We start from the raw sequence: 16,984 nt of genomic DNA, 5'->3' as shown, positions 1-16,984 counted from the left end.
GACTGCATGCAGCACTGACATGGGCTGCCATGCCTGAAAGGTCGCAACCAATATCGAAAAAAAAGCCTCTTGCTGGCATGGGGACACCAACAAGAGGCGCATGACTACGCTGTGAATTACAGCTTGTAGTTCAGACCAAACAGGATTGTCTTACCGTATTTGGTATTTTCAATCTCTTCTTTGGAGCCATCAGGATGCTGCTTGTAGCGGATGAATGGCGTGTTACCCAGATTGTTGACCTGCAACAGCAGCGACAATCCTTTTGCCCAGCCTTTATCAAATTCATAGCCCAGCTGCAGATCGATAATCTTCTCACCCTTGATATACGTCAGGGTACGGTCGCCGCCGAAGCCGATGATCTCGCCGACAAAGTCAGAACGATAGCGTTCAGCCACGCGGAAAGAGAAGCCATGCTTTTCGTAGTACAGCGTCAGGCTGGCCACTTTCTTCGACAGACCTGGCAGTTCCATGTTGCCACCGGAGTTGCCATCGGTGGTGTTTGGCGGTGCCAGGGAGCTTTCGGTATTCGAGAAGTTCGCTACGGCACCGAAACCATCCAGCGCTTTATGCAACATGCTGAAAGGCAGGGAGCCAGCCAGCTCGAAACCTTTGATCGAGCCGCCGCTGCCATTGGTCGGCAATGTGAACTGACCAATATTGGTGGATGCTTTCAGCGTGGTTGGCTGCAACAGCGGTGTAAAGTCAAAATTCGGATTCGTCAGATTGATGATGTAGGAATCCAGATTTTTATAGAACACTGCTGCGCTGACATATCCCTTTTTGTCGAAATATTTTTCAACAGAGATATCAACACCGGTTGCACGGAATGGATTGAGCGTAGGATTACCACCGCTGCCGACGTAAATACCTTTTGTCGTATCCAGGCTGAAACCGTTGCTGGCACGCATATCATCCATCTTCGGACGCGCCATGATTTTTGCCAGTGCAAAACGCAGATAGGTCTGATTGCCCATGTCTGCAGACAGGTTCAGGCTAGGCAGCACATCGTTATATGTCTTGCCTGCGGTGTACGGTGCGACTGGACGATTGGCATCGCTGGTGCCGCCATCTTTATTCACCGAGTAAGCAGACGAACTCTGGTCAGTGCGGATAAACTGCAGACCAACATTACCCGTTACAGGGAAACGGCCGATCTGGGTTTCCATGTTGGCTTTTGCCAGTGTAGTCCATACCTTTTCATCTACGCGCCAGTCTTTGTTCCAGATGTCCGGATGTTGCTTGGTCACGAAATTTAAACCGGGAATACGGCCAGAAGCATCAAAACCGAGAATAGGAATACCGGTATCGCCGGCAAAGGCTGTGTAGCCACCGGTAATATCCAGTCCGGCGAATGCGCCGTTTGCCACCTGCAGCAGATATTCATCCACTTCGCGGACTTTTGAGCGCTTGGAGTAATTGGTGCCGATTTCCACATCGGTAAACCAGGTGCCTTCCGGCAGATCATGCTTACCGCTCAAGCGCAGAGAATCAATCTTGTCGTTGACGGTCGGGCCTTTGCTATAACCAGCCTGCGGTGTTCCTGGACCGCCACCCCAACCCTGGCCGTCAGTGATTTTGATGATGTTCGGATCAGCGTAATTAAAGTTAGTGGAAAATTTACGGCCGTTGCTGGTATCGAATGTGAAGGTGCTGAACATGTTATTGCTCTTGCTCGCATCACCCGGAATACCGGCATACACTTCCTGATCGCGCTCAACACGTTTTGCTGTCGAGTGATTCAGGTCCAGCGTAGTTTTCCAGCCGCCCATCTGGAGTGCGTTATTCCAGCCGATGGAGGTCATGGTTTCATTGTCGATCACCGGCTCGTTACGCACAACCGGGCGGACATTGTTGAATGTACCGCTGACGACATTATTGCCACTCAGGATTGCATTGATCAGCACGCCGGGATGATCATATTGTCCGGTCGGGGAATTCCAGGAATCGTTCAGCGGAACCTGCAGAATATTCTTGGTGGTGGTGCTGTCAAATTTGGAATAGAACACATCCAGTGTGCTGGAGAATTCTTTATTCGGCTTGAACTGAATCACGGCCATCGCACCGTCGCGGGTCTGCGCGGTCTTATTGCTTTCCGCATTGAAACCGTTAAACGGCACATTCACTGTCTGGCCGTTATAAGTCGTGGTGCCGCCGCCCCAGGATTCAAATTTGGTATTGGTGCCGGAAGTATCATCCAGACGCGCAAAACCTAAAGCGATACCAATCTTGCGATCAGCGAACTGGTCAATATAAGAGAAGCTCGCACGGCTGCCGGAACCGGGATTATCCAGACCCGCGCCAAGGCGTTCTCTGCGATAGTTGGCGGCGATTGTGCGCTTGGAAAAATCAAGCGGGCGCACTGTCTGCATATCAATCGTGCCTGACAAGCCTTGTCCGACCAGAGAGGCATCCGGTGTTTTGTAAATCACCACGCCACTCAGCAGCTCGGATGGAAACTGATCGAAATACACGCTGCGGCTGTCACCGGTACTGGTCTGCTCGCGTCCATTGAGCAAGGCAGAAGAGAAATCCGGTGACATACCGCGAACGCTGATCGCCTGCGCACGGCCATTGGTCCGCTGCGCTGTCACACCCGGCAAACGGGCAATCGATTCAGCAATACTGGTATCCGGCAGTTTGCCGATATCTTCTGCAGACACTGCCTCGACGATGGAGCTGGCATTTTTCTTGACCGAAATCGCTTCCTCAATCCCTTTACGGATACCGGTCACGACGACGGTATTTTCTGCAGCGACTTCCTGCGCGTAAGCGATGTTGGAAAAACCCATCACCAATACGGCACAACCCGCTGCGACCGGATTTAATTTAAAACTGCTGCGCTTCAGACTCTGACTCTGATTGCGCATGTATGACGCCTGTTTCATTTGTTGTCCCCTCTTTTCCTATTGAACCCGCACCCTTGGAGCACTACCACTTTGTTTTTTGTAAGACCCTCAGAACCTATCGTTCTGAAAATAATTTTGTACTAAAACTAGATGGACTGTCAAATAGAGACTACAAGAAACTACAAAATAAAATGCACTCCATAGGGTATTTAGCGTCTTATTTGCACAGGTACGTTGCATTTCCTCCACACTGTTAATGAAATTTCATGTAGTTCGACTACTTAATGTAATTTAACTACTTCACTTCCACGTACTTTTCAGATTGCTCAGTTTTTTAAAAATGCAATCGTTTGTATTACTGACCTGCGTCAATGGTGATGATACCGACTGCGCCGGAATCCCCTCTGGCGGCAAGTGAGGACTGCCGTCTGTGCTATAGTCTCGCCGCATTCACACTTCTTTATGACTTCAGCGGCAATATGTAAACGCATGAGTTTACGGCGCCTGCAATTGGAACCGACATGAATCACAAACTCAGCATTGACGAATACGATGCGCTGACGCTTATCAGCAACATGCCGAAAGGCGCCAAACCCAACGCTTGCGTTAACCGGAATGCAAAACGCTTATCCGGCATCAAGCTGATTGCCTTTCGCCGTGACGGCGGTCTTGAACTCACCGAAAGCGGACGGGAAATTTTATTCATCAAACAATGTATTGATGGATTAAGAACGATTGCGGCGAATCCGGATGCCTCATTGCCGGGACCGGTGATGGCGTTTTTACAAAAAAAGGGGCATGTAACGACGGATGCTGCTTCTGGCCGTATCAGCATCAGTCAGCGCGGGCAGGAAAGCCTGGCGGATATCGACGCCAATACCTGATCCGGCGTCTGCTGCACAGGCAGGTAACTGGCATGCTGTGTGTTGCGCTCGGCATGCCGGGTTGACGTTGTCAGACTACTCTTCAGCCCGGATATGCAGTTGAAATCAGCGGTTGAAATCAGCGGCTGGACGTCGCCTGATAGTCAGCGCAAAGCCGGTCAACAGACTCAGCAACACCAGTCCGGCGATCAGCTGATTTCCCCAGCGGATATAAGGTGTGATTCCCTGCCGTCCCTGAACCGTGGCGGACAAAATACCGCGCTCCAGATAAGGCAATAAGGCAATCTGCCTGCCACCCGCATCAATCGCGGCGGTAGCGCCGGTGTTGGTTGAGCGCAGCATGGGCCGCCCGGTCTCCAGCACCCGCATGATGGAAAATTGCAAGTGCTGCGGCATCGCCACCGAATCACCATACCATGCCATATTCGACACATTCAGCAAGATCGTTGCCGCACCGGCACCATCAGCCTGTGCCGCCAGTTGCGCAGCGATTTCCTCTCCGAACAAGTCTTCATAGCAGATATTCGGCAGCACTGCCTGATCCCGGACATGCATCGCCGCCTGCAGCGGCGCGCCGGCGGTAAAGTCTCCCAGCGGGATATGCATCAGATTCACGAACCAGCGAAAACCATAAGGAATGAATTCACCGAAAGGCACCAGATGATGTTTATCGTAGCGGTAGGCCCATTGCGCATAATCCGGCGAAAAACCGACGACGCTGTTGGCATAACGGGCATCGCCGTCATGCGCCGCCAGGCCGATCAGCACCGCATGGCGCTGCTGCTGGGCAAAAGCATTCAGCGTCGGCAGATAATCCGGCGGCAGCTGCGACGACAATACCGGCAAGGCGGTTTCCGGCGTCACGATCAGATCGGCATCTGCCTGCAGAATCATGTCGTGATAGAGCCGCAATGTCGCCTCGAGGTGGTCAGGATCGAATTTCTGATCCTGAGCTATGTTTCCCTGCAACAGGCTGATTTTCAATGGCTGCCCGGATGGACTGGTCCAGCTGACCGACTGCAGCCAGCTGCCAGCCGCCAATACCCCGGTCACAACAAGCGGGACAGCGAATCTGATTACACGATCCGGATTCAGGAACAGCAATGCCGCCATACCTGCCAGAACCGCATTCAGCCAGCCCAGACCCAGCACACCCAAAACCGGAGCGAAGCCGGCCAAAGGACTGGCGGTATGCGCATAACCGGAAATCGCCCAGGGAAAACCCGTGAACAGAAATCCGCGCAGCCATTCATTAGCCACCCATAATGCCGGGAAGAATAAGAGCGCGGCGATCCAGCGCGGAGGATGCCAGCGCCGGCAGACCCAGCAGGCGCTGGCGGCAAACAGGCCGTAAAACAGCGCCAGATAAGCAGCCAGGAAAGCCAGGGCAATCACCGCCAAGAGCTGGGGCATACCGCCAAAACGGTGCATCGCAATCAGCAGCCAGTGCGTCGCCGCATACAGGGCAGCAAAACCATACGCCCATCCAAGCAGAAACGCCCGTCCGCTTGTCAGACGCGCCGCGTCATGCCGCAGCAACAGGATAAACAGCAGCGCCGGTCCTGCAACCTGTAATAACCAGAGATGGAATGGGGCAAACGAAAAAACTGTCAGGCCGCCCGCTGCCAGCATCAGCAAGGTGGAAAAGCCCAGAGAGCCGGTATATGCGGACAGGCTGAACTTACTCATGAGCAGGAGCTGCGGGCCTTTGTTCTACCTGAAGAATCTGGACTTCCCGCGCATCCGCACGCAAGACTTCAAAATGCAGTGTATCGATCTGGAATTCATCCCCTTTATGCGGTACTTCACCCAGATGACGCGAGACCAGTTCACCGATCGTTTCACCGTCGTTACCTGGCAGATTCACGCCCAGCACGGCATTGAGCTGCTCCAGTTCGGTAATGCCTTTGATGCGCCAGCGCTTTCCATTTCCCTTGTTCTCAAGCGCGAGGATGTTGTCCTCTTCCTCATCGAAGTCATATTCGTCGTCAATATCACCGACGATCTGCTCCAGCACATCTTCAATCGTGATCAGTCCTGCCACACCGCCATACTCGTCGACAACCATCGCCATGTGATTACGGTTTGCGCGAAAATCACGCAGCAAGACATTCAGCCGCTTCGATTCAGGAATATAAATCACCGGGCGCAGCATCTCGCGCACGTCGAAGGATTCTTCCGCGTAGTAGCGGAGCAAATCTTTCGCCAGCAAAATCCCGACCACCTTATCCGGGTCGTCATCAATGACGGGAAAACGCGAATGCGCTGCGCGCAGCACTTCCGGTATCCATTCTTCAATCGGGCGGGAAATATCGACAATATCCATCTGGGTACGCGGCACCATGATGTCACGGGCAGCCAGATCGGAAACCTGAAAAACACCTTCAATCATCGCCAGTGCATCAGCGTCAATCAGATGACGCTCTTGCGCATCTGTCAGCACATCAAGCAATTCTGCGCGATTTTCAGGTTCGGGAGAAATGAGGGCGGTCAAACGCTCAAATAATGACCGGTGGGGTTTAAGGTCAGATGATCTGACCTTACTAGAGTGCTCTTGCATAAGAGGCATGACGCCGTTGTTTCAATCCTACAGGATACAACAAATCAGGCCGTTTCCAAAATATTGCCGGGAGTCCGCGTTGTGTTTCATCCCGAAGCGATGCTGGTCATACGCACGTCACAATCAGGCTGAAATGGAATGACCGCCACACGGCATCCTCAGCCGCTGACCTCATCCAGCGGTTCAGATTCGTGAAATTTCACGTAATGCAGATGGGGGGTCTCCCCCTGATACGACAAAATGTCCTTGTAGCGGTGATTCCAGCGGATGGCTGAACATGGATAATAATGACGTGCCCGCTGCGTCTGATTGGTCATTTCATCGATACCTTCAATACTCAGCATCAGTGCGGCATTGGATATTTTCAGTTGTTCTTCGGTGCAGCCAAACAGGGGGCTGGACTCGTCAATCACATGAATAATGGTCCACCCCAGACTGAATACCGGGTGCTGGTCGCGCTCCAGTTTCATATCGGAGATTTTGCGGAAATTTCCCATCGTCGGCGTCAGTTCATTCCTCAACAGACGCAATCTGGCGGAAGCTTCGCTGATGATGTTCATGCGGGCATTCGCCAGCCTGATCACCAGTATCCGGCGTCCATCCGCCAGATGACAGACCGGATGTTCTGCAAACAGGATTTGCGACCGCGGGCGGGAAAAGCGCGCAAACATCACCCCGGTGATCAGCGCGACACTGGCCATGCCCACAAAAATCTCGGCGGTCGCAATGCAGTGCGCATAAACAGTCTGCGGATGCATGTCGCCATAACCGACCGTTGCCAGCGTTTCCACACTGAAGAAAAAAGCACCGAGAAAATTATCCGGCGCCAGATTCGCAATCGGACTGGCGCCCAGCATATACAAAGCCGCAAACAGTGTATTGAACAGCAGGAAAATAAGGGCTGCGCCGCCGAAAAACATCGGCCAGCTGGAGGTCATGCAATAGTAGTAAATATCCTGCCAGACATGCTGCTCCAGGCCAAATGCTACGATATCCCGGCCGCCGATATTGATGCGGCGCCCCAGTTGTTTTTGGAAATACGGAAAGTTCATCGCTGGTCTGATCCGGTAGCCATGGTGACTGGTCGCAGCAGCTTATTCGGCAGTATCCTGATAAGGATTGGAAAGTCCCAGCCCTGCGAGGATTTCAATCTCCAGTGCCTCCATTTCCTCTGCTTCCTCATCGTTTTCGTGATCATATCCCTGCGCATGCAGCACGCCATGCACGATCAGGTGCTGCGCATGCTCGAGCACCGTCTTATTCTGCTCTGCCGCCTCTTTCTGCAATACATCGGTACACAAAATAATATCCGCCTCCGTCACTTCCGCATCAACGTCTTCGGTATAGGCAAATGTCAGCACATTGGTTGCATAATCTTTGCCGCGGTAGTCACGATTCAGATCCCGGCCTTCTTCCGCGTTCACAAAACGCAGTGTCAGTTCGGCAGGAAAAAACAATGCAGCCTGCACCGTTTTGCGCAGCAAGGGACGCGGCAGCAGCTCCTGCAGGCGGGTATCGGCATATTGGACCGACAAATTCAGTTTTGGTCTGGAATTATTTTTTTCTGCCATGATGTGCTGAACTGAGAGGATGGGTATTTTTAAGCAGGCCAATGGCGGCATGGTGCGCACTGGCATTGGCGTTAGCGGCTTCGTAGGCATCCACAATCCGGCCGACCAGCGGGTGACGCACCACGTCGGCACTGGTGAACTGGGTAAAGGCAATGCCCCGGATATCCCTGAGCACCTGGCAGGCATCGATCAGCCCGCTCTTTTGTCCGCGCTGCAGATCGACCTGCGTGACATCACCCGTTACCACCGCTTTACTACCGAAACCGATACGGGTCAAAAACATTTTCATCTGTTCCGGCGTGGTATTCTGCGCCTCATCCAGAATAATGAAAGCATGATTCAACGTACGGCCACGCATGTAAGCCAGCGGGGCAATTTCAATCACCTGCTTTTCAAACATTTTCTGGGTACGGTCAAATCCCAGCAGATCGTACAGCGCATCATATAAAGGACGCAGATAAGGATCGACTTTCTGCGCCAGATCACCCGGCAAAAAACCCAGCCGCTCGCCCGCTTCAACAGCGGGGCGGGTCAGGATAATGCGCTTGACGGCATCGCGCTCCAGCGCATCCACCGCACAGGCGACCGCGAGGTAAGTTTTTCCGGTACCGGCCGGGCCAATACCGAATGTAATGTCGTGCCCGACAATCGCCTGCAGATACTGATTCTGATGCGGAGTACGGCCGCGCAAATCGTGGCGCCGTGTTTTCAGTACCGGGCTTTCCACCTCTTCCAGCACACCTGTGTCGGCATCCGGTATGGCGGCGGCTTCATTGGCCGCAACAGGCAACATTGCCGGCGTTGTCAGGCTCTGGTTGGCTCGCTGCTCCACCAGCGCCAGCTGCACCTCATCAATCGAAATCACTTTTTTGGCCAGGGCGTAAAAATGCTCCAGCAATTCCAGTGCGCGCTCTGCGTTATGGCCGCTGATGATGAATTTCTCTCCGCGCCGGAAAATCGTCACATCCAGTGCGGAGGAAATCTGGCGCAGATTCTCATCCAGCGGGCCGCACAAATGCGCCAGGCGGGTGTTGTCCAGCGGCTGTGGTACAAAATGTGAGACGGGCACAGGTGTTTTTGCCATTATGCGGCCACTGTTTCTGCGATCAGTTCGCCGCGTAAGGAGTAATTGTAGGATTCGGTGATACGGGTATCCACCAGCGCCCCGATCAGCTCTTTTGGTCCGGCAAAATTCACCACCCGGTTATTCTCTGTCCGTCCCTGCAATTCGGAAGGATTTTTTACGGATGGACCATCCACCAGAATACGCTGTACCGTACCGATCATGGCATTGCTGTATTTTTTGGTGTTGGCATCGATCACCGCCTGCAAATGCTGGAGGCGGCGCAATTTCAGCTCCTGCGGCGTATCATCCGCCAGATTCGCGGCTGGCGTGCCGGGACGCGGGCTGAAAATAAAGCTGAAACTGTTATCGAAACCGACATCGTCGATCAGCTTCATCAGCGCATTGAAATCTTCATCGGTCTCGCCGGGAAAACCGACAATGAAGTCAGACGATACAGCGATATCCGGGCGGACCTGTTTTAACCGCCGCAGTACCGACTTGTATTCCAGCGCTGTATAGCCGCGCTTCATGGCAGACAAAATCCGGTCTGAACCATGCTGCGCCGGCAGATACAGGTGGTTCACCAGTTTCGGTACTTTGGCGTAGCAGTCGATCAGGCGCTGGGTGAATTCCTTGGGGTGACTGGTCACGAAACGGATGCGTTCAATCTGCGGGAATTCTGCAATGTACTCAATCAGCAAAGCGAAGTCGGCAATCTCACCATCTTCCATCTCGCCGCGGTAGGCATTCACGTTTTGTCCCAGCAAAGTGATTTCTTTCACGCCCTGCTCAGCCAGCCCTGCGACCTCGGCCAGCACGTCCTCAAAACGCCGCGACACTTCCTCGCCACGGGTATAAGGGACCACGCAGTAACTGCAATATTTGCTGCAGCCTTCCATGATCGACACATAGGCTGTCGCACCTTCGATTTTTGCGGGCGGCAGATGATCAAATTTTTCAATTTCCGGAAAACTGATATCGACCTGTGAACGGCCAGAGCTGCGCCGCGCATCGATCAGTTGCGGCAAGCGGTGCAAAGTCTGCGGCCCGAACACCACATCCACATAAGGTGCGCGCTTGATGATCGCCTCCCCTTCCTGGGACGCGACGCAGCCGCCGACGCCGATCAGCAGATCCGGCTTATGGCGTTTCAGTTCACGCAGGCGGCCAAGATCGGAAAACACTTTCTCCGACGCCTTTTCGCGCACGCTGCAGGTATTGAGCAGAATCACGTCGGCATCTTCGGGCTTGTCCGTTTTGATGAGTCCTTCGGCAACATTGAGCACGTCCGCCATTTTGTCGGAATCGTACTCATTCATCTGGCATCCGAAGGTTTTGATAAATACTTTTTTTTGCATCTTTTTTCTGTCTGGCAGTTCGCTATTCGCTATGGCAGGATGCCGGGCTATCAGGCTCCGGCATGCCCTTCATACATTACTTAATTTCAGGATTCTTGAACGGAATCGGTTTCCACACTTCCGGCACAGGCAGCGTCTGCCCGATTTCGGTCTGGGTGAGTATCCAGATTTTTTCTACATCCCCGAACGGGTTTTCTGTGTAATTGACCTGAATCTGGCTGTCGTTCAATGTGCTGGGCAGCACAATCAGATTGTCGGTGCCGTAGATCCTGCTGGATGGAGCAAGGTAACGCGGCTTGCCGTCCATTTTGACATCCGGATACGCAGACATATCCAGCACGCCGCGCAAGGTATTCGGCGGAAACTGACGCAGTTCCGGGGCGACCTGCGCCAGAACGGGATACGTCAGGGCCAGCATGACCAGCAATCCCATCAGGCGTTGGCAAACCAGTCGTGTCAGGCGCATCTCAGACCTCATCCATGAAATAAAAAAATCCAGATAAATCAATTACTTAAACTATCAAAATATTTCCCGCCAAGGGCGCAAGTTTAACACAGACCGTCATCTGCATCATGTCTGACCGGGCGTGATGAACTGAAACCGGAAAATCTGGGATAATGCTGGCACAAAATCATGGATTCCCCGATGCACACCCTTTCCCCGCGTGCAGAAACACGCGAATTTGATCAATCCGAGTTCCGCCAGGCGCTGTCGCAGTTTGCGACCGGCGTGACGGTCATCACCACCAGACTTGCCAATGGTCAGTTTCTCGGGCTGACTGCCAGTTCGTTTAACTCCGTTTCGCTGGAGCCGCCGCTGATCCTGTGGAGCCTCGGCAATGCAGCCAACAGTCTGCCCGTTTTCAGCGGTAACTCGCATTATGTGGTGAATGTACTGGCCGCCGATCAGGCCTGGCTGGCGGAGCAGTTTGCCAGCCGCCGCACTGACCGGTTTGAAGGCGTGGACTACACCTTGTCACGTACCGGTCTGCCGGTCATCAGCGGTGCCGCTGCCTGGTTTGAATGCCATAACCGCAGCCGTTATCCGGAAGGCGATCATGTCATCTTCGTCGGTGAGGTGGAGCACTGCGAAGTCAACCCGCAAGCGCCGCTGGTGTATCATTCGGGTCGCTTCCTTCATTCCCTGACCAAATAGATTTCTCTCACCATGCTGCAGACCACCGACCTGATCGGCTACATTGCCGCCTGCCTGACGACCGGCGCCTTCATTCCCCAGGCCTGGATGACCTGGCGTCGCAAGCGTGCCGAAGGCGTTTCGCTCGGTATGTATGTGCTGATGGTCACCGGTATTTTCATGTGGCTCACTTACGGCATCCTGCTGCAAGCCTGGCCCGTCATCATTGCCAACATCATCACCATGTTACTGGCGCTGTTCATACTCGGCATGAAGCTGATTTATAAGTAACAGATTCACAATCTGCGGATATCACCGCACCAGGACTTTTTCAGTCGCCAGCCAGCAATTGCGCTAACACGCCCTGCGAATCAAATGCAGCGCGGCGCAGGCGGTCATTCACACCCTGCCAGTCTTTTTCCTGCGGCAATGCTTCGACCAGTATCACATCGGCATGGGCATGATCCAGTTCGCGCAAACCGGCATACAGGTCGTGGGCGTATCCGGCAGGTTCTGCCGGCAAGTGACGCCAGGCGCTGGCATGAATCGCAGGATGCGCCTGATAACTCATCAGCGCCAGTTTTTTGCCTTTTTGTTGCAAGCGGATCACCACCTGATCCAGTGCTTCGGAAGACACCTGAACCACGGGAGTGCTGGGTGCATAATGGGCGTCCAGTGTGCCGGAGGCACGCGGTGCAGCGGCATCCGGACTGGCGGGCAGCACACCCAGCACGGCTTCGATCTGGGTAGCGCTGATATGGCCGGGACGCAGCAAAACCGGGCCATGCGTCGTCAGCCGGCTGAGGTCGAGAATCGTGGATTCGATACCGACCTCGCTCTGTCCACCGTCCAGTACGGCGGCAATCAGCCCGCCGGGACGGGTTTCCTGCTCAAACTCTTCCAGCACATGCTCCGCCATGGTCGGGCTCACATGGCCGAATTTATTGGCTGACGGTGCGGCAACGCCGCCCTTGCCGCCTTTAAAAGCCCGCAGCAAATCCTGCGCCACCGGATGCGACGGGCAACGGATACCGATGGTGTCCTGGCCGCCGGACACCGTATCAGGGATATGCGCAGCGCGTTTCAGGATCAGCGTCAGCGGCCCTGGCCAAAATGCAGCGATCAGGCGCTCCGCTTCAGACGGCACTGCGCTGACCCAGTGCCGGATGTCCGCTTCTGGTGCCACATGCACAATCACCGGATGGTTTTGCGGACGGCCCTTGGCCGCATAAATTTTTGCCACGGCAACCGGGTTTTCGGCATCGGCTCCCAGTCCGTAAACGGTTTCCGTGGGAAATGCCACCAGCCGGCCGGCTTCCAGCGCTTCAGCTGCCTCCGCCACAGCGCAAGGGGTGCAGGCCTGCGCCCTCATGCCCACTCCGGCGCATCAATGCCCAGGATGTCGCATGCCTGTGCCAGTGCAAGCTGCGCTTCGGCGAGCGTCGCGGCGACAAATGTGATATGCCCCATTTTGCGTGCGCGCCGTGCTTCTGCTTTGCCGTACAGGTGCAGATTCGCACCCGGCAAGGCCAACACCTTGTCCCACGCAGGTTCGCGTGCGATTTCGCTGCCCGGCTCGAACCAGACGTCCCCCAGCAGATTGAGCATCGCTGCCGGTGAATGCTGGCGCACATCACCCAGCGGCAGTTGCGCCAGTGTCCTGACCTGTTGCTCAAACTGGCTGGTAACGCAGGCGTCAATGGTGTAATGGCCGCTGTTATGCGGACGCGGCGCCATTTCGTTGACGACCAGGCTGCCGTCTTGCAGTACAAAAAATTCAATGCACAACACACCGACGTAACCTAATTCGCTAATGATATCGAGCGCGGCCTTCTGCGCTTTTTCTGCGACGTCCGGCGAAACATGCGGACTGGGCACCAGCGTTGTGAACAGAATGCCGTCGCGGTGCACGTTTTCCGCAATCGGGTACACCACGGCAGCCCCATCGACACCACGGGCAGTCAGAACGGATACTTCATAAGCCAGCGGCAACATTTTTTCCAGCACGCAGACCTGCCCGCGCATCGCAGCAAAGGCAGCAGCCAGCTCCTCGCGGTCACGCACGCGCACCTGGCCTTTACCGTCATACCCCATGCGTACTGTCTTCAGGATTCCGGGAAATAATGTCTCGCTGGCGCCCGCCACATCCTTCTGATCGGCAATCCCCCAGTGCGGCGCAGGATACACGCCGGTATGGGCGCCGCAACGGGTGAAGAAATGCTTTTCCACCAGCCGGTCTTGGGCGATCGATACGCAGTCGCCTGCCGGAGCAACAAAACCCCGCGCTGACAGCGCTTTCAGGCTGTCGGCGGGAACATTTTCAAACTCTGTCGTGACATACCGGCTCAGTGCCGACAACGCTGCCAGCCCATCCGGATCTTCATAGCCCGCACAAACATGATGCTCGGCCACTTGCGCTGCCGGACAACCCGCCTCCGGTTCCAGCACGGCGACCCGGTATCCCAGAGACTGGGCGGCATGGGCAAACATGCGCCCAAGCTGGCCGCCGCCCATGATGCCGAGGCAGCTCTGCGGCGTGTTTGGCTGTAAAGGCTGACGCGGATGTGTTTGTTTGTCGATATTCATGATGTCAAACCAAATTGAAATAACGTCCGGCGTGGCCTGTCTATCGCAGACCGGCATATCGCAGGAAGATTGCAAGAATAAGCAGATAAGAGAAAATACAGATACTCCCCCTCATATCGAAGGAAAATACCCTATTCCCCAGGTAAATCAAGGCTCTCAATACATACTCCCGGGAGTATGTATTGAAGCAGCCAGCGGACAAGCGTTTTACATACAGACAATGACCGGTGCACTGCTCCGGCAACCATCGCACGACGGCATCGTTCGCAGTGCGGCTGATGCCATCTCAAGCTGAGCATGCGCAACACCCCCGGCCGCCGGCGGATTTCAGCATTAGGCTGCTGTTACCGGCAAAACCATGTCGCGTGCCGCCTGAGTCTGACGCACACGGAATTCGATCAATTTCTGAGCCAGCGCTTCATCGGTCGTCGCCAGCATCGCCACGGCAGCCAGCGCCGCATTCGCAGCACCAGCCTCACCGATCGCAAATGTCGCCACTGGAATGCCTTTCGGCATCTGCACAATCGACAGCAAAGAGTCTTCGCCGCGCAGATAGCGGGACGGTACCGGCACACCGAAAACCGGCACGATCGTTTTTGCTGCAATCATGCCGGGCAGATGCGCCGCACCGCCAGCACCGGCGATGATGGCGCGGATGCCGCGCGCTCTGGCGGTTTCCGCATAGCTGAACATTTCATCGGGCATACGATGCGCCGACACGACCTGCGCTTCAAAGCCGATGCCGAACTCCCTGAGAATCGCAACCGCATTCTGCATCACGTCCCAGTCGGACGATGAACCCATGACCACGCCGACCAGTATCTGATTTTGCTGAGTCATGATCATGCCTTCAGTTTTTCACCAGTCAGACGCTCCAGCGCTTCCTGGTATTTGGCCGAGGTTTTCTGCACGACTTCGGCTGGCAATACCGGCGCAGGTGCCGTCTTGTTCCAGCTGGTGATGGTTTCCAGATAGTCACGCACAAATTGCTTGTCGAAAGACGGTGGCGAAATGCCGGTCGCATAGGAATCCGCAGGCCAGAAACGCGAGGAATCGGCCGTCAGCACTTCATCCATCAGATGCAGCACGCCATGCTCATCCAGGCCGAACTCGAACTTGGTATCGGCAATGATGATGCCGCGGGTCGCCGCATATTCGGACGCCTCGCTGTACAGACGGATGCTGATGTCGCGGATTTGCGCAGCCAGTTCAGCGCCGATGCGTTTTTCCATTTCGGCAAAGCTGATGTTTTCATCGTGTTCACCCATTTCGGCCTTCGCTGCCGGCGTGAAAATCGGCGCAGGCAGTTTCGCCGCCTGCGGCAGACCTGCCGGCAAAGTAATGCCGCAGACAGCGCCGGTTTCCTGATAATCCTTCCAGCCGGAACCGATGATATATCCCCGCACCACCGCTTCCACCATGATCGGCTTTAAGCGCTTTGCCACTACCGAGCGGCCGCGCACCTGCTCCACCTCATCGGCGGCGACGACGCTTTCCGGTGCAATACCAGTCAGATGATTCGGTACAATATGGCCGAGCTTCTCAAACCAGAAATTGGCCATCTGGTTCAGCACACGGCCTTTTTCGGGAATCGGCTCGCCCATGATGACGTCGAACGCGGATAAACGGTCACTGGTCACGATAAGCAATTTATCGTCGCCGACCGCGTAGTTGTCACGGACTTTGCCACGGCCCAGCAGCGGCAGAGAATGAAGAGTGGAATGAATTTGGGTAGTCATGGTTTTTCAATACTTTTTGATACAGCGGTCCGGCACAGCATAAATGCGCAGGGCGCATTGTCTGCGCCCTGTTGCTGACACCAGCTTAGTTCACGATTTGCGCCAGTGCGCCTTTTTTGTACTGCTCGGCGACTTTTTCCAGTGCCATCGGTTTGATTTTCGCAGCCTGGCCTTCGCAGCCGAACGCCAGATAGCGTGCCTTACAGACCAGTTTCGCTGCTTCGCGCGCCGGCTTCAGGTAATCGCGCGGATCGAATTTGCCCGGATTTTCAAACATGTAGCGGCGGATCGCACCCGTCATCGCCAGACGGATATCGGTGTCGATATTGATCTTGCGCACACCGTTCTGGATGCCGATCACGATTTCTTCCACCGGCACGCCGTAGGTTTCTTTCATATCGCCGCCGAACTGACGGATTTCTTCCAACAATTCCTGCGGAACGGATGAGGAACCGTGCATCACCAGATGGGTGTTAGGAATGCGTGCGTGGATTTCCTTGATGCGATCAATCGCCAGAATATCGCCGGTTGGCTTGCGCGAGAATTTGTAGGCGCCGTGGGACGTACCGATCGCAATCGCCAGCGCGTCGCACTGGGTTTGCTTGACGAAATCCGCGGCCTGCTGCACATCGGTCAGCAACTGTTCGCGGGTCATTTTTCCGTCAGCGCCGTGACCATCTTCTTTATCGCCCATCATGGTTTCAAGCGAACCGAGCACGCCGAGTTCTGCCTCCACCGTCACACCGATGGAGTGCGAGAATTTGACCACTTCGCGCGACACTTCAACGTTGTATTCATAACTCGCAACCGATTTGCCGTCTTCCATCAGCGAGCCGTCCATCATCACCGAGGTGAAGCCGGATTTGATCGCTGCCATGCAGACTGCCGGCGACTGGCCGTGATCCTGATGCATGACGACCGGAATATGCGGATACGCTTCGACCGCGGCTTCGATCAGGTGGCGCAGGAAAGCTTCACCGGCGTATTTGCGGGCACCGGCAGATGCCTGCATGATGACCGGCGCGCCGACTTCGTCAGCAGCCTGCATAATCGCCGTCACCTGTTCGAGATTGTTCACGTTGAAGGCCGGCAAACCATAGCCATTTTCAGCGGCATGGTCCAGCAATTGACGCATGGATACGAGAGGCATAATTAACTCCAGAAGTACAATAAAAAATGGTTGGTGCGTGATGGTTTGCCACGCTGGTTCACGATGAACCGCTTCAATCCGGCGAGCTG

At 54.8% G+C, this 16,984-nt stretch carries 16 protein-coding genes; 3 read left to right on the top strand and 13 right to left on the bottom strand.

Translation table 11 applies throughout. The annotated features are described in order from the left end of the window. Positions 1-116: 116 nt before the first annotated feature. Complete coding sequence (locus H8K27_RS04435; protein WP_186861959.1) at positions 117-2,885, bottom strand: TonB-dependent receptor; 2,769 nt, start codon at positions 2,883-2,885, stop codon at positions 117-119. Between the two features lie 482 nt (positions 2,886-3,367). Here H8K27_RS04435 and H8K27_RS04430 point away from each other — a divergent pair, with 482 nt between their 5' ends. Beyond that, positions 3,368-3,730, top strand: coding sequence for a hypothetical protein (locus tag H8K27_RS04430; RefSeq protein WP_186861958.1), 363 nt, complete (start codon positions 3,368-3,370; stop codon positions 3,728-3,730). A 105-nt stretch (positions 3,731-3,835) separates the two neighbouring features. Here the strand turns inward: H8K27_RS04430 and lnt are convergent, their stop codons facing one another. From lnt to H8K27_RS04395, 7 genes are all read right to left on the bottom strand, one after another. Further along, positions 3,836-5,419, bottom strand: coding sequence for an apolipoprotein N-acyltransferase (gene lnt / locus H8K27_RS04425; RefSeq protein WP_186861957.1), 1,584 nt, complete (start codon positions 5,417-5,419; stop codon positions 3,836-3,838). Then, positions 5,412-6,290, bottom strand: coding sequence for an HlyC/CorC family transporter (locus H8K27_RS04420; RefSeq protein ID WP_186861956.1), 879 nt, complete (start codon positions 6,288-6,290; stop codon positions 5,412-5,414). The genes lnt and H8K27_RS04420 overlap by 8 nt, the downstream gene beginning before the upstream one ends. A gap of 158 nt (positions 6,291-6,448) precedes the next feature. After that, the gene (locus H8K27_RS04415) at positions 6,449-7,342 is read right to left on the bottom strand and encodes an ion channel (protein ID WP_186861955.1); all 894 of its coding nucleotides are present in this window, start codon (positions 7,340-7,342) and stop codon (positions 6,449-6,451) included. Between the two features lie 42 nt (positions 7,343-7,384). Then, positions 7,385-7,861: an rRNA maturation RNase YbeY gene (gene ybeY, locus H8K27_RS04410; protein ID WP_186861954.1), complete on the bottom strand. Its 477-nt coding sequence runs from the start codon at positions 7,859-7,861 to the stop codon at positions 7,385-7,387. Next, complete coding sequence (locus H8K27_RS04405) at positions 7,845-8,945, bottom strand: PhoH family protein (RefSeq protein WP_186861953.1); 1,101 nt, start codon at positions 8,943-8,945, stop codon at positions 7,845-7,847. Before H8K27_RS04405 ends, ybeY begins: the two co-directional genes overlap by 17 nt. Continuing rightward, on the bottom strand, positions 8,945-10,285 hold the full coding sequence (miaB, locus tag H8K27_RS04400; protein ID WP_186861952.1) for a tRNA (N6-isopentenyl adenosine(37)-C2)-methylthiotransferase MiaB: 1,341 nt from the start codon (positions 10,283-10,285) through the stop codon (positions 8,945-8,947). The genes H8K27_RS04405 and miaB overlap by 1 nt, the downstream gene beginning before the upstream one ends. 76 nt (positions 10,286-10,361) lie before the next feature. Further along, the gene (locus tag H8K27_RS04395) at positions 10,362-10,751 is read right to left on the bottom strand and encodes a hypothetical protein (protein WP_186861951.1); all 390 of its coding nucleotides are present in this window, start codon (positions 10,749-10,751) and stop codon (positions 10,362-10,364) included. A gap of 180 nt (positions 10,752-10,931) precedes the next feature. On the opposite strand from H8K27_RS04395, the gene H8K27_RS04390 reads away from it, so the two are divergent. Beyond that, on the top strand, positions 10,932-11,441 hold the full coding sequence (locus H8K27_RS04390; protein ID WP_186861950.1) for a flavin reductase family protein: 510 nt from the start codon (positions 10,932-10,934) through the stop codon (positions 11,439-11,441). 12 nt (positions 11,442-11,453) lie between these two features. Further along, the gene (locus H8K27_RS04385; RefSeq protein ID WP_329604336.1) at positions 11,454-11,711 is read left to right on the top strand and encodes a SemiSWEET transporter; all 258 of its coding nucleotides are present in this window, start codon (positions 11,454-11,456) and stop codon (positions 11,709-11,711) included. A 40-nt stretch (positions 11,712-11,751) separates the two neighbouring features. Here H8K27_RS04385 and H8K27_RS04380 read toward each other — a convergent pair whose 3' ends face one another. From H8K27_RS04380 to fba, 5 genes are all read right to left on the bottom strand, one after another. Next, a complete protein-coding gene (locus H8K27_RS04380) occupies positions 11,752-12,792 on the bottom strand; it encodes an L-threonylcarbamoyladenylate synthase (RefSeq protein ID WP_186861949.1) in 1,041 nt (346 codons plus the stop codon). Further along, positions 12,789-14,006 carry a 5-(carboxyamino)imidazole ribonucleotide synthase gene (locus H8K27_RS04375; RefSeq protein WP_186861948.1) on the bottom strand — a complete coding sequence of 406 codons (1,218 nt, stop codon included), beginning with the start codon at positions 14,004-14,006 and terminating at the stop codon, positions 12,789-12,791. The genes H8K27_RS04380 and H8K27_RS04375 overlap by 4 nt, the downstream gene beginning before the upstream one ends. Before the next feature lie 333 nt (positions 14,007-14,339). Next, positions 14,340-14,846, bottom strand: a complete 507-nt coding sequence (gene purE, locus H8K27_RS04370) for a 5-(carboxyamino)imidazole ribonucleotide mutase (RefSeq protein ID WP_186861947.1) — start codon at positions 14,844-14,846, stop codon at positions 14,340-14,342. Between the two features lie 2 nt (positions 14,847-14,848). Next, complete coding sequence (locus H8K27_RS04365; RefSeq protein WP_186861946.1) at positions 14,849-15,745, bottom strand: phosphoribosylaminoimidazolesuccinocarboxamide synthase; 897 nt, start codon at positions 15,743-15,745, stop codon at positions 14,849-14,851. An 85-nt stretch (positions 15,746-15,830) separates the two neighbouring features. Then, positions 15,831-16,895, bottom strand: a complete 1,065-nt coding sequence (gene fba, locus H8K27_RS04360; RefSeq protein ID WP_176803971.1) for a class II fructose-bisphosphate aldolase — start codon at positions 16,893-16,895, stop codon at positions 15,831-15,833. Positions 16,896-16,984 lie beyond the last annotated feature (89 nt).

Source organism: Cognatundibacterium griseum (assembly GCF_014284195.1).
GTDB classification, from domain to species: domain Bacteria; phylum Pseudomonadota; class Gammaproteobacteria; order Burkholderiales; family Burkholderiaceae_D; genus Undibacterium; species Undibacterium griseum.
This window is presented reverse-complemented; position numbering and strand designations above follow the sequence as displayed.

Excerpts from the sequence above, each read along its gene's own strand:
- H8K27_RS04435 (WP_186861959.1), bottom strand. The coding sequence starts at position 2,885 with ATGAAACAGGCGTCATACATGCGCAATCAGAGTCAGAGTCTGAAGCGC.
- H8K27_RS04430 (WP_186861958.1), top strand. The coding sequence starts at position 3,368 with ATGAATCACAAACTCAGCATTGACGAATACGATGCGCTGACGCTTATC.
- lnt (WP_186861957.1), bottom strand. The coding sequence starts at position 5,419 with ATGAGTAAGTTCAGCCTGTCCGCATATACCGGCTCTCTGGGCTTTTCC.
- H8K27_RS04420 (WP_186861956.1), bottom strand. The coding sequence starts at position 6,290 with ATGCAAGAGCACTCTAGTAAGGTCAGATCATCTGACCTTAAACCCCAC.
- H8K27_RS04415 (WP_186861955.1), bottom strand. The coding sequence starts at position 7,342 with ATGAACTTTCCGTATTTCCAAAAACAACTGGGGCGCCGCATCAATATC.
- ybeY (WP_186861954.1), bottom strand. The coding sequence starts at position 7,861 with ATGGCAGAAAAAAATAATTCCAGACCAAAACTGAATTTGTCGGTCCAA.
- H8K27_RS04405 (WP_186861953.1), bottom strand. The coding sequence starts at position 8,945 with ATGGCAAAAACACCTGTGCCCGTCTCACATTTTGTACCACAGCCGCTG.
- miaB (WP_186861952.1), bottom strand. The coding sequence starts at position 10,285 with ATGCAAAAAAAAGTATTTATCAAAACCTTCGGATGCCAGATGAATGAG.
- H8K27_RS04395 (WP_186861951.1), bottom strand. The coding sequence starts at position 10,751 with ATGCGCCTGACACGACTGGTTTGCCAACGCCTGATGGGATTGCTGGTC.
- H8K27_RS04390 (WP_186861950.1), top strand. The coding sequence starts at position 10,932 with ATGCACACCCTTTCCCCGCGTGCAGAAACACGCGAATTTGATCAATCC.
- H8K27_RS04385 (WP_329604336.1), top strand. The coding sequence starts at position 11,454 with ATGCTGCAGACCACCGACCTGATCGGCTACATTGCCGCCTGCCTGACG.
- H8K27_RS04380 (WP_186861949.1), bottom strand. The coding sequence starts at position 12,792 with ATGAGGGCGCAGGCCTGCACCCCTTGCGCTGTGGCGGAGGCAGCTGAA.
- H8K27_RS04375 (WP_186861948.1), bottom strand. The coding sequence starts at position 14,006 with ATGAATATCGACAAACAAACACATCCGCGTCAGCCTTTACAGCCAAAC.
- purE (WP_186861947.1), bottom strand. The coding sequence starts at position 14,846 with ATGACTCAGCAAAATCAGATACTGGTCGGCGTGGTCATGGGTTCATCG.
- H8K27_RS04365 (WP_186861946.1), bottom strand. The coding sequence starts at position 15,745 with ATGACTACCCAAATTCATTCCACTCTTCATTCTCTGCCGCTGCTGGGC.
- fba (WP_176803971.1), bottom strand. The coding sequence starts at position 16,895 with ATGCCTCTCGTATCCATGCGTCAATTGCTGGACCATGCCGCTGAAAAT.